This is a genomic window from Pseudomonas sp. B2M1-30 (assembly GCF_025447575.1).
Taxonomy (GTDB): domain Bacteria; phylum Pseudomonadota; class Gammaproteobacteria; order Pseudomonadales; family Pseudomonadaceae; genus Aquipseudomonas; species Aquipseudomonas botevensis.
In genome coordinates this window covers 157,537-169,799 of sequence record NZ_JAOEJT010000006.1, presented here as the reverse complement: position 1 = coordinate 169,799, position 12,263 = coordinate 157,537, and the positions used below count along the sequence as shown (strand labels likewise).

Annotated in this window: 11 protein-coding genes; 9 read left to right on the top strand and 2 right to left on the bottom strand. The window is 61.9% G+C overall.

The genetic code is table 11. The features are described 5' to 3' along the window. Positions 1-32 precede the first annotated feature (32 nt). Together N8H74_RS14450 and N8H74_RS14445 are read left to right on the top strand one after the other, a co-directional pair. Positions 33-1,238, top strand: coding sequence for a cysteine desulfurase (locus N8H74_RS14450; RefSeq protein WP_262148346.1), 1,206 nt, complete (start codon positions 33-35; stop codon positions 1,236-1,238). Next, complete coding sequence (locus tag N8H74_RS14445) at positions 1,235-1,636, top strand: SufE family protein (RefSeq protein ID WP_262148344.1); 402 nt, start codon at positions 1,235-1,237, stop codon at positions 1,634-1,636. Before N8H74_RS14450 ends, N8H74_RS14445 begins: the two co-directional genes overlap by 4 nt. Positions 1,637-1,714: 78 nt before the next feature. On the opposite strand, the gene tcdA is transcribed toward N8H74_RS14445, so the two are convergent. After that, the gene (tcdA, locus tag N8H74_RS14440; protein WP_217832647.1) at positions 1,715-2,533 is read right to left on the bottom strand and encodes a tRNA cyclic N6-threonylcarbamoyladenosine(37) synthase TcdA; all 819 of its coding nucleotides are present in this window, start codon (positions 2,531-2,533) and stop codon (positions 1,715-1,717) included. Positions 2,534-2,757: 224 nt separating this feature from the next. Between tcdA and N8H74_RS14435 the strand changes: the two genes are divergently transcribed. The 4 genes from N8H74_RS14435 (at position 2,758) to N8H74_RS14420 (ending at position 8,004) form a co-directional block, all read left to right on the top strand. Further along, complete coding sequence (locus tag N8H74_RS14435) at positions 2,758-5,349, top strand: glycosyltransferase (protein ID WP_262148341.1); 2,592 nt, start codon at positions 2,758-2,760, stop codon at positions 5,347-5,349. Positions 5,350-5,588: 239 nt separating this feature from the next. Then, positions 5,589-6,740: a succinyl-diaminopimelate desuccinylase gene (gene dapE, locus N8H74_RS14430; protein ID WP_262148339.1), complete on the top strand. Its 1,152-nt coding sequence runs from the start codon at positions 5,589-5,591 to the stop codon at positions 6,738-6,740. Beyond that, positions 6,740-7,549 carry a putative RNA methyltransferase gene (locus N8H74_RS14425; RefSeq protein WP_217832650.1) on the top strand — a complete coding sequence of 270 codons (810 nt, stop codon included), beginning with the start codon at positions 6,740-6,742 and terminating at the stop codon, positions 7,547-7,549. Before dapE ends, N8H74_RS14425 begins: the two co-directional genes overlap by 1 nt. Positions 7,550-7,626: 77 nt before the next feature. Next, positions 7,627-8,004, top strand: coding sequence for a hypothetical protein (locus N8H74_RS14420; protein WP_217832651.1), 378 nt, complete (start codon positions 7,627-7,629; stop codon positions 8,002-8,004). Positions 8,005-8,061: 57 nt separating this feature from the next. Here N8H74_RS14420 and N8H74_RS14415 read toward each other — a convergent pair whose 3' ends face one another. Next, positions 8,062-8,271, bottom strand: a complete 210-nt coding sequence (locus N8H74_RS14415; RefSeq protein WP_217832652.1) for a cold-shock protein — start codon at positions 8,269-8,271, stop codon at positions 8,062-8,064. A 236-nt stretch (positions 8,272-8,507) separates the two neighbouring features. Here N8H74_RS14415 and plsB point away from each other — a divergent pair, with 236 nt between their 5' ends. The 3 genes from plsB (at position 8,508) to N8H74_RS14400 (ending at position 12,239) form a co-directional block, all read left to right on the top strand. Next, positions 8,508-11,006, top strand: a complete 2,499-nt coding sequence (gene plsB / locus N8H74_RS14410; RefSeq protein ID WP_217832653.1) for a glycerol-3-phosphate 1-O-acyltransferase PlsB — start codon at positions 8,508-8,510, stop codon at positions 11,004-11,006. A 97-nt stretch (positions 11,007-11,103) separates the two neighbouring features. Then, complete coding sequence (locus N8H74_RS14405; RefSeq protein ID WP_262148334.1) at positions 11,104-11,790, top strand: YbaY family lipoprotein; 687 nt, start codon at positions 11,104-11,106, stop codon at positions 11,788-11,790. A gap of 50 nt (positions 11,791-11,840) precedes the next feature. Continuing rightward, on the top strand, positions 11,841-12,239 hold the full coding sequence (locus N8H74_RS14400; RefSeq protein ID WP_217832655.1) for a YbaY family lipoprotein: 399 nt from the start codon (positions 11,841-11,843) through the stop codon (positions 12,237-12,239). Positions 12,240-12,263 lie beyond the last annotated feature (24 nt).

Here is a 12,263-nt window from a genome sequence, read left to right as displayed (position 1 = left end):
GGGTTCGGCGTCACCCACCGGGGCCTGACAGCATGATGATTCTCTCCCCCTGGCGCGCCGATTTTCCGGCCATCGCCGCCCTGCAACGGCAAGACCAGACTTATCTGGACAACGCCGCCACCACGCAAAAACCCCAGGCCCTGCTCGACGCGCTGGCGCACTACTACGCCAACGGCGCGGCCAACGTGCATCGTGCCCAGCATCTTCCCGGCGCCCACGCCACCCAGGCCTTCGAGGACAGTCGGCTGAAGGTCGGCCAATGGCTGAATGCCGATGACAGCGGGCAAATCATCTTCACCCATGGCGCTACCAGTGCGCTGAATCTCCTGGCCTATGGCCTGGAACACCTATTCAATCCGGGCGATGAAATTGTCATCAGCGCCCTGGAGCATCACGCCAACCTGCTGCCGTGGCAGCAACTGGCGCAACGCCGCAACCTGAAGCTGGTGATCCTGCCGCTGGATAGCGACGGCGTGATCGACCTCGCCGCCGCCCTGCGCCTGATAACCCCGCGCACGCGCCTGCTGGCAGTCAGTCAGTTGTCCAACGTGCTCGGCGCGTGGCAACCGTTGCCGGCGCTGCTGGCGATGGCCAAGGCGCAAAACGCGCTGACGGTGGTCGACGGCGCGCAAGGCGTAGTGCATGGCCGCCACGATGTGCAGGCCCTCGGCTGCGACTTCTATGTATTTTCCAGCCACAAGCTCTACGGTCCCGATGGCCTCGGCGTGCTGTTCGGGCGCAACGCGGCGCTGGAGCAACTGCGTCCATGGCAGTTCGGCGGCGAAATGGTGCTGGACGCCAATTACCACGACGCGCGCTTCCGTCCGGCGCCACTGGGTTTCGAAGCGGGAACGCCACCGATTGCCAGCGTGATCGGGCTCGGCGCAACCCTCGATTACTTGTCGGGCCTGGATCAGGACGCGGTGTCCGCCCACGAAGCGGCGCTGCATGACTGCCTGCTGCGCGGCCTCGCCGCCCGCGACGGCATTCGCCTGCTGGGCAAGCCGCAACTGGCGCTGGCGAGTTTTGTCGTCGAAGGTGTGCATAACGCCGATCTGGCGCATCTGCTGACCGAGCAGGGCATCGCCGTGCGCGCCGGGCATCACTGCGCCATGCCGTTGCTCAAGCGTTTCGAACTGGCCGGGGCGATTCGTGTGTCGCTGGCGCTGTACAACGATTCCGAGGATCTGGAGCGGTTCTTCGCCGCACTGGATCAGGCCCTGGAGTTGTTGCGATGAGCCTGCCGGTCGCCGCCCAAGCGCTGCAAACCTTTCAGGACGCCTCCGGCTGGGAACAGCGGGCGCGGTTGTTGATGCAGTTTGGCGATCGTCTGCCGGCGTTGAACGACGCGGACAAGTGCGACGCCAACCGCGTGCATGGCTGTGAAAGCCAGGTGTGGCTGGTGGGCGAACTGCACGACGGTCACTGGCAATTCAGCGCCGCCAGCGATGCGCGGATGATTCGCGGCCTGGTGGCGTTGCTGCTGGCGCGGGTCAACGGGCTGAGCGCCGCCGAGTTGCAACAGGTGGATTTGCCGGACTGGTTCAATCAGTTGGGGCTTTCCCGGCAGTTGTCGCCATCGCGCAGCAATGGCTTGAATGCGGTGCTGCAGCGGATGAAGGCGCTGGCTGGCTGACCGCCTTCGCGAGCAAGTCCATTGCCATGAGACTCCCGGGGGAGCGGGCTGGCTCGCGAAGGAGACTGAGCCGACCGCTCAAGCCTGAGGCTTGACCCGATCTGCTGGCCGCCGCACACCCGCCACCAGTTTATCCACAGCCTTGGTCGCCGCGACCATGCCGAACGTCGCCGTCACCATCATCACCGCACCGAACCCGCCGGCGCAGTCGAGCTTCACGCCATCGCCGACAAAACTCTTCTGCAAACAAATGCTGCCGTCCGGCTTCGGATAACGCAGTTGTTCGGTGGAGAACACGCACGGCACGCTGTAATGGCGGGTCACGGTGCGTGAGAAGCCGTAGTCACGACGCAGCGTGGAGCGCACTTTCGAGGCCAGCGGATCGTTGAAGGTGCGGTTCAGGTCGCAAACCTGAATCAGCGTCGGATCGATCTGCCCGCCTGCGCCGCCGGTGGTGATGATCTGGATCTTGCGGCGCTTGCACCAGGCGATCAGCGCCGCCTTGGCGTTGACGGCATCGATGCAATCGATCACGCAGTCGATGTTCGGCGTGATGTACTCGGCCATGGTTTCGCGGGTAACGAAATCCGCCACCGCATGCACGGTGCAATCCGGGTTGATCCCGCGCAGACGCTCGGCCATCACCTCGACCTTGGGTTTGCCGACGGTGCTGTCCAGCGCATGCAACTGGCGGTTGGCATTGCTGACGCAGACGTCGTCGAGGTCGAACAGCGAGATCTCGCCGACCCCGCAACGGGCAATGGCTTCCGCCGCCCAGGAACCGACGCCACCGACGCCGACAATCGCCACATGGGCGGCGCGCAGGCGCTCCAGGCCCTCGATGCCATACAAACGGGCGACGCCTGCAAACCGTGGATCTTCTGTACTCATGACCATTACCCCAAAAACCGGCGCGCATTATGGACGAGCCGGCGACAAGTTTTAAGCTTCAAACGACAAGTGTAAGAACTTAAGTCAAAGCGGATTGCCCAATGTCGGGCGTTTCCCTGTTCGGTGTACGACCAGTGAACCGCCGGTGTAGGATTCGCGCCCTTTGCATCTGTAACAGCCGTCCTGCCAACCGAACCTTCGTTCCACAGACTCCGGAACCCGAAACAGCTATGTCATCGCGTAAATTTGGTCTCAACCTGGTGGTGGTTCTGGCAATCGCCGCCCTGTTCACCGGTTTCTGGGCGCTGATCAATCGCCCGGTCTCCGCGCCGAACTGGCCGGAGCAAATCTCCGGTTTCTCCTATTCGCCATTCCAGCAGGGCCAGTTCCCACAGAAGGATCAGTATCCGACTGACGACGAAATGCGCCGCGACCTGGAGATCATGAGCAAGCTGACGGACAACATCCGCATCTACTCGGTCGATGGCACCCTGCAGGACATTCCGAAACTCGCCGAAGAGTTCGGCCTGCGCGTGACCCTGGGGATCTGGATCAGCCCGGACCAGGAACGCAACGAACGGGAAATCACCCGCGCCATCGAACTGGCCAACACCTCGCGCAGCGTGGTTCGCGTGGTGGTCGGCAACGAGGCGATCTTCCGCAAGGAAATCACCGCCAAGGAACTCAGCGTCCTGCTCGACCGCGTGCGCGCAGCGGTGAAAGTACCGGTGACCACCTCCGAACAATGGCACGTCTGGGAAGAACACCCGGAACTGGCCAAGCACGTCGACCTGATCGCCGCCCACGTTCTGCCCTACTGGGAGTTCATCCCGGTGGACAAGGCCGGTCAGTTCGTTTTCGACCGCGCCCGCGACCTGAAAAAGATGTTCCCGAAAAAACCGTTGCTGCTGTCCGAAGTCGGCTGGCCGAGCAACGGCCGCATGCGCGGTGGTGCCGATGCGTCGCCGGCGGATCAGGCGATCTACCTGCGCACGCTGGTCAACAAGCTCAACCGTCAGGGTTTCAACTACTTCGTGATCGAAGCCTTCGACCAGCCGTGGAAGGCCAGCGACGAAGGTTCGGTCGGCGCCTACTGGGGCGTGTTCAACGCCGCGCGCCAGCAGAAATTCAACTTTGAAGGCCCGGTGGTGGCGATCCCGCAATGGCGGGTGCTGGCGATCGGCTCGGTGGTGCTGGCGCTGCTGTCGCTGACCCTGCTGATGATCGACGGTTCGGCCCTGCGTCAGCGTGGCCGTACGTTCCTGACCTTTATCGCGTTCCTGTGTGGTTCGGTGCTGGTGTGGATCGGTTACGACTACAGCCAGCAATACAGCACGTGGTTCAGCCTGACGGTGGGTTTCCTGCTGGCGCTTGGTGCGCTCGGGGTGTTCATCGTGCTGCTGACCGAGGCCCACGAACTGGCCGAAGCGGTGTGGATCCACAAGCGCCGCCGGGAATTCCTGCCGGTGGTCGGCGACTCGGACTACCGCCCGAAAGTCTCGATCCATGTGCCGTGCTACAACGAGCCGCCGGAGATGGTCAAACAGACCCTCAACGCCCTGGCCAACCTCGACTATCCGGACTTCGAAGTCCTGATCATCGACAACAACACCAAGGACCCGGCGGTCTGGGAACCGGTACGTGACTATTGCGCGACCCTCGGCCCGCGCTTCAAGTTCTTCCACGTCTCGCCACTGGCCGGGTTCAAGGGTGGTGCGCTGAACTACCTGATTCCGCACACCGCCAAGGATGCCGAAGTGATTGCGGTGATCGACTCCGATTACTGCGTGCATCCGAACTGGCTCAAGCACATGGTGCCGCACTTCGCCGACCCGAAAATCGCTGTGGTGCAGTCGCCGCAGGATTACCGCGACCAGAACGAAAGCACCTTCAAGAAGCTCTGCTACGCCGAATACAAAGGCTTCTTCCACATCGGCATGGTCACCCGCAACGACCGCGACGCGATCATCCAGCACGGCACCATGACCATGACCCGTCGCTCGGTACTCGAAGAGCTGGGCTGGGCCGACTGGTGCATCTGCGAAGACGCCGAACTGGGCCTGCGGGTATTCGAAAAAGGCCTGTCGGCGGCGTATTACCACGACAGCTACGGCAAGGGTCTGATGCCGGATACCTTCATCGACTTCAAGAAGCAGCGCTTCCGCTGGGCCTACGGCGCGATCCAGATCATCAAGCGCCACACCCGCAGCCTGCTGCGCGGCAAGGACACCGAACTGACCCGTGGCCAGCGTTACCACTTCCTCGCGGGCTGGCTGCCGTGGGTCGCGGACGGCATGAACATCTTCTTCACCGTCGGCGCGCTGTTGTGGTCGGCGGCGATGATTATCGTGCCGCAACGGGTCGACCCGCCGCTGCTGATCTTCGCGATCCCGCCGCTGGCGCTGTTCGTGTTCAAGGTCGGCAAGATCATCTTCCTGTACCGCCGCGCCGTCGGCGTGAACCTGAAAGATGCATTCTGCGCCGCGCTGGCAGGACTGGCGTTGTCGCACACCATCGCCAAAGCGGTGCTGTACGGCTTCTTCACCAGCAGCATTCCGTTCTTCCGCACCCCGAAAAACGCCGACAACCATGGTTTCTGGGTGGCGATTTCCGAGGCTCGGGAAGAGTTGTTCATCATGCTGCTGTTGTGGGGCGCGGCGCTGGGGATCTTCCTGGTGCAGGGCATTCCGAGCAATGACATGCGCTTCTGGGTCGCCATGCTGCTGGTGCAGTCGCTGCCGTACGTGGCCGCGCTGATCATGGCGTTCCTGTCGTCGCTGCCAAAACCGGCTGCGGCGCCTGAACCGGCACCGGCGGTCTAAATCCTCACCGATGCACTAAACGGCGGCCAATGGTCGCCGTTTTGCTTTAAGATAACCGCCATTTTGCAGGGCTTGGCGTGATACACGGTCTTACTGACCGGACGGTATCCCTGCGGGAGCGGGCTTGCTCGCGAAGGCTTTGTAACATTCAACATCTATGTTGGCTGATTGAACGCTTTCGCAAGCAAGCCCGCTCCCGCATTAGTCCGCGCCCACATTCATGATTTCCGGAGTTTTCCATGACGGCCCACGCCGACCTTTCGCCGACCCTCCAACTCGCCATCGACCTGATCCGCCGTCCGTCCGTGACGCCGGTCGACGCCGATTGCCAGAAGCAGATGATGCAGCGCCTGGGCGATGCCGGGTTCAACCTGGAGCCGATGCGCATCGAGGATGTGGATAACTTCTGGGCGACCCACGGCCAGGGCGACGGCCCAGTGCTGTGCTTCGCCGGCCACACCGATGTGGTGCCGACCGGCCCGGTGACCGCCTGGCAGATCGACCCGTTCAACGCGGTGATTGATGAACACGGCATGCTCTGCGGCCGTGGTGCGGCGGACATGAAAGGCAGCCTGGCGTCGATGACCGTGGCGGCCGAGCGCTTCGTCGCCGACTACCCGAACCACAAAGGCAAGGTCGCGTTCCTGATCACCAGCGACGAAGAAGGCCCGGCGCACCACGGCACCAAGGCTGTGGTTGAACGCCTTGTCGCACGCAACGAGCGCCTGGACTGGTGCATCGTCGGCGAGCCGTCCAGCACCACCCTGGTCGGCGACGTGGTGAAAAACGGTCGTCGCGGCTCCCTCGGCGCCAAGCTGACCCTGCGCGGTGTGCAGGGCCATGTGGCGTATCCGCACCTGGCGAAGAACCCGATCCACCTCGCCGCCCCGGCCCTGGCGGAACTGGCCGCCGAGCACTGGGATCACGGCAACGACTTCTTCCCGCCGACCAGTTTCCAGATTTCCAACGTCAACTCCGGCACCGGCGCGACCAACGTGATTCCAGGCGATCTGGTGGCGTTGTTCAACTTCCGTTTCTCCACCGAATCCACCGTCGAAGGCTTGCAGAAGCGCGTCGCCGACATTCTCGACAAGCACAATCTGGACTGGCACATCGACTGGGCGCTGTCCGGCCTGCCATTCCTCACCGAACCGGGCGCGCTGCTCGACGCGGTGTCGTCGAGCATCAAGCAGATCACCGGTCGCGAAACCAAGGCGTCCACCAGCGGCGGCACCTCCGATGGTCGCTTCATCGCCACCATGGGTACTCAGGTGGTTGAACTGGGGCCGGTCAACGCGACCATCCACCAGGTCAACGAGCGCGTGCTGGCGGCCGATCTCGACGTGCTGACCGAGATCTACTACCAGACCCTGATCAAGTTGCTCGCCTGATGCTCGCGTGCCCGATCTGCAGTGAACCGCTCAACGCGGTGGACAACGGCGTGGCCTGCCCCGCCGGGCATCGGTTCGACCGTGCGCGCCAGGGTTACCTGAACCTGCTGCCGGTGCAACACAAGAACAGCCGCGACCCTGGCGACAACCAGGCGATGGTCGAAGCCCGTCGTGACTTTCTGAATGCCGGTCATTACGCGCCGGTGGCCAGGCGTCTGGCGGAACTGGCGGCGAGTTACGCACCGGCCCGCTGGGTCGACATCGGTTGTGGCGAGGGTTACTACACCGCGCAGATCGCCGAGGCCCTGCCGGATGCCGATGGCTACGCGCTGGACATTTCCCGCGAGGCGGTGAAGCGCGCCTGCAAACGCAACCCGCAATTGACCTGGTTGATCGCCAGTATGGCCCGGGTGCCGCTGGCGTCCGCCAGTTGCCAGTTTCTCGCCAGTGTTTTCAGCCCGCTGGACTGGGCAGAGGCCAAGCGCCTGCTCAGCGTCGGCGGCGGCCTGATGAAAGTCGGGCCGACCAGCGGCCATCTGATGGAACTGCGCGAACGCCTGTACGACGAAGTGCGCGAGTACACCGACGACAAGCATCTGGCGCTGGTGCCCGAAGGCATGGCGCTGGCACACAGCGAAACCCTGGAGTTCAAGCTGACGCTGGACAAGCCAGCGGATCGCGCCAACCTGCTGGCAATGACGCCCCACGGCTGGCGCGCCAGTGCCGAACGCCGTGCAGCGGTGATCGAGCAGGCCGAGCCGTTCGAGACCACCGTCTCGATGCGCTACGATTATTTCGTTCTTCAATAAACTTTTGGACTCGGGCGAGCAGCCCGGGACCGGCTAAATCCGCGAATGGATTTTTCAGACCCGCAGTGAGGACATCCATGCGCCAACCGGACATCGAGATTTACCTGAAAGACGCCGACGTCGACCACAAGGCCATTTCGGCCTGGCTCGACTCAGCACTGGGCGAGTGCAGCGAATGGGTGCAGAAAGGCCAGACCTGGAAGTGCAAGGCCGGCAACATCCCCGTGACCTGGCTGCCAAAAGCCGTGGGCAAGTGGAACAGCCTGTACCTGGAAAGCGACGAGACCCCATGGGACGACGACATCGCCTGCGCCCGCGCCGCGTTCGCCGCGCTGAACGTCGAAGTGCGCTGCGCACCGGGCACCTGGGTCGAGGAAGAAGGCGAGGAATCGGCCGATCGCTGGATTCGCATCAGCGCCGATGGTGAAGAAGAAATCACCTGGCGTACGAGCTGATTTCAGCCTCAAACAAAACCAATGCGGGAGCAAGCCTGCTCCCACATTGGTTTTGTGTTACAGGCCTACTACATCCTCGGCCTGCAAGCCTTTCTGCCCCTCCACCACCGCATACTCGACCCGCTGACCTTCAGTCAGCGAACGGTGGCCTTCGCCACGGATCGCGCGGTAATGCACGAAAACGTCCAGCCCGTCTTCGCGCTGAATGAAGCCGTAGCCTTTGGCATCGTTGAACCACTTCACGTTGCCGGTTTCACGTGTTGCCATCTGTTCATACTCCTTTTTTATTATTGAACGGGCTTTTCGCAGGAAAGCCTTGAGGAACGTCAGCCTGCGTCCGACGTCCATACAAGGGCCTCGGCGACAGACCGCCGAGTATATGACAGGCACGAAAAGTCTCAACAGGAGATTACTTCGCTGCTTTTTTGCCGATTTTCCATGAATCCGGCACACTATCGACCGCCCGAGCAAACGCTCGGTTTATCAACTCACGCAGAAGCCGTATGACCCGTTCCCCGTTCCGCCGTCTTGTGTTTGGCACCTTGCGCCGACTGTTGTATCTCTGGGTTCGCTCCGAGACGATCAACCAGTCGTCGTTCACCCTCAACCTCGACCGCAGTCGTCCGGTGTTCTACGTCCTGCAAAACCCTTCGCTCACGGATCTGGCGGTGGTCGACACCGAATGCACCAAGGCCGGCCTGCCGCGCCCGGTGCTGCCGGTATCGGTGGGCTCGCTGGTCGAACCGGCGGCGTTCTTCTACCTGACGCCGGATCCCGACTGGCTCGGCCGTCAGGACAAACGTGGCGCGCCGCCAACCCTGACCCGACTGGTCAGCGCCCTCAGCCAAAACGCCGCCGAAGACGCGCAGATCATCCCGGTCAGCGTGTTCTGGGGCCAGTCGCCGGACAGCGAATCGAGCCCGTGGAAACTGCTGTTCGCCGATAGCTGGGCGGTCACCGGGCGTTTGCGTCGGCTGCTGAGCATCATGATTCTGGGGCGCAAGACCCGCGTGCAGTTCTCGGCGCCGATTCACCTGCGCGAGCTGATCGAGCACAACAAGGGCCACGAGCGCACCGTGCGCATGGCCCAGCGGATCCTGCGGGTGCATTTCCGCAACCTGAAAACGGCGGTGATCGGCCCGGACATTTCCCACCGGCGCAATCTGGTCAAAGGCCTGCTCAATCAGCCGCTGGTCAAGCAAGCGATCCTCGATGAGGCCGAACGCGAAAACATCTCCGCCGAAAAAGCCAAGGCCCAGGCCCTGCGCTACGGCAACGAGATCGCCTCGGACTACACCTACACCGCCATCCGCTTCCTCGAAGTGGTGCTGAGCTGGTTCTGGAACAAGATCTACGACGGGATCAAGGTCAACCACATCGAAGGCGTGCAGAAGATCGCCCCCGGCCACGAAGTGATCTACGTGCCCTGCCATCGCAGCCACATCGACTACCTGTTGCTGTCCTACTTGCTGTTTCGCAATGGCCTGACCCCGCCGCATATCGCCGCCGGGATCAACCTGAACATGCCGGTGATCGGCAGCCTGTTGCGCCGTGGTGGCGCGTTCTTCATGCGCCGCACGTTCAAGGGCAATCCGCTGTACACCTCGGTGTTCAACGAATACCTCCATACCCTGTTCACCAAAGGCTTCCCGGTCGAATATTTCGTCGAAGGCGGCCGCTCGCGCACCGGGCGCATGCTGCAACCGAAAACCGGGATGCTGGCGATCACGATGCGCAGCTTCCTGCGCTCGTCGCGGATGCCGATCGTGTTTGTGCCGGTGTACATCGGTTACGAGCGCGTCCTTGAAGGACGTACTTACCTCGGCGAACTGCGGGGTGCGAGCAAGAAGAAAGAGTCGATCTTCGACATCTTCAAAGTCATTGGCGCGCTCAAGCAGCGTTTCGGCCAGGTAGCGGTCAACTTCGGCGAACCGATCAAACTGGCGGAATTCCTCGACAGCGAACAGCCGGACTGGCGCCAACAGGAGCTCGGCCCGCAGTTCAAACCGGCGTGGCTCAACGAAACCACCAACCGCCTGGGCGAAAAAGTCGCCCGGCACTTGAACGAAGCGGCGGCGATCAACCCGGTCAACCTGGTGGCCCTGGCGCTGCTGTCGACCACCCGCCTGGCGCTGGACGACCGCGCCATGGCGCGGGTGCTGGACCTGTACCTGGCGCTGCTGCGCAAAGTGCCATATTCGCCGCACACCACCTTGCCGGAGGGTGACGGACGGGCGCTGATCGAGCATGTGAAGAGCATGGATCTGCTGTCCGAGCAGAACGATGCGCTGGGCAAGATCCTCTATCTGGACGAGCAGAACGCCGTCCTGATGACCTACTACCGCAACAACGTGCTGCACATCTTCGCCCTGCCGGCGCTGCTGGCGAGCTTCTTCCAGAGCACTTCGCGCATGAGCCGCGAACAGATCCTGCGCTATACCCGCGCGCTGTATCCGTACCTGCAATCGGAGCTGTTCATCCGCTGGAGCCTGGACGAACTGGACGCGGTGATCGACCAGTGGCTGGAGGCGTTCGTCGAACAGGGCCTGCTGCGCTTCGAGAACGACGTGTACCTGCGCCCGGCGCCGAGTTCGCGGCATTTCGTGCTGCTGACCCTGCTGTCCAAGAGCATCGCCCAGACGCTGCAGCGCTTCTACATGACCGTCTCGCTGCTGCTCAACAGCGGCCAGAACAGCATCAGCGCCGAAGAGCTGGAAGACCTGTGTACGGTCATGGCCCAGCGCCTGTCGATCCTGCATGGCCTGAACGCGCCGGAGTTCTTCGACAAGAGCCTGTTCCGTCACTTCATCCAGACCCTGCTCGACCTCGACGTGCTGCGTCGCGACGAAGCAGGCAAATTGAGTTACCACGAACTGCTCGGCGAGCTGGCCGAAGGCGCGGCGAAACGGGTGCTGCCGGCGGATATCCGGCTGTCGATCCGTCAGGTGGCGCTGCATCGCAGCGAAGATGCGGCGGAAACAGCGAGTACGCCCGCCGTCTGAAACTTGCAGACAACTAACAGGGGAATACGCTTGTTCCCCTGTTAGTTGATTCATGAATTAATGGGCGCATTCAATTAATCGCGATAGGGATATCGAGATGAGCCTGTTAAATACACAGCCCTCCTCTGTAACTTTAAACTTCAGTTTGCCCCCGGAGTTTCAACCACCGTTCGACGGTAATAATGAAACGGTCGTCAGCGTCAAAGCCATCAATAGCAAATCCGTGGTCGCCGTTGATGAGTGGCGCCGCCCCAGACTCTTTGAGGCAGGCTGGAAGTTCCAATTCGTGCATCCTTACGACGATATCGGCGTCCGCTATCAAATCAACGTGCAGATGTTCCACAATCAACACCCCCTGTTGATCGAACAAGACTATTTCGTGATCGTCAATCAGGCGCCCTACCGCCAGACCATCCATCTGAGTCCAATCGGACTGTTATATGTAGAAGTGCAACAACCCGATACTTTTGCGACCGAAGAGGCCGTCACAGTCAGTTTGCATGAAGTCGCAGACCCCACTGTCGAACTGATACGGGTCATGCACGATGAACAAACGGCCAGCTCGTTTTATCTCAAGTACGATCCGCAAAAAATAACACCGGGAAAACGCTACGCACTGACCGGCATCGAAAGCCGCTACCACCAACAGATCACGGTCTCTCCGGGGCACGTCGAACTGGCGCCCGTTTCCCTCGGACAACCCGGAAGGCTGACGCAGAAACTCTCGCAATGGGCGCAAGCGCCCTTACGTTTGTTCACTGACGCTACGGCCAAAATCCGCTAGATTCGTGTTTGCGCCGGGACTCTTCCGGCGCAAACGTCTTTGAGGTCCCGATGAAAAAACTCACCCTTCTCGCCGCCGCCACACTGTTGAGCGCCTGCCAATCGACCACCCCTGCTGGCAAGGTCGGCCTCGACGGCGAAGTGTTCTACCTGCAACGCATCGCTTTGCCACCGAGCGCGACCTTGAGCGTGAGCCTGCAGGACGTATCCTTGGCGGACGCACCCGCCGTGGTGCTGGATGAGCAGAAAGGCCCGGTCAAAGGCCAGGTGCCGCTGCCGTTCCACTTGAGCTACGATCCCGCTCAGGTCAAGCCGGGCCACCGTTATTCGGTCAGCGCACGCATCGAAGTCAACGGCGAACTGATGTTCATCACCACCGAACACCACGCCGTACAACTCGATGGCAAGGATCCCCAGCCGCTGAAAGTCCGCGTCGACGCCGCCCGTTAATTCACACTCTGGAACAAGGAAGCC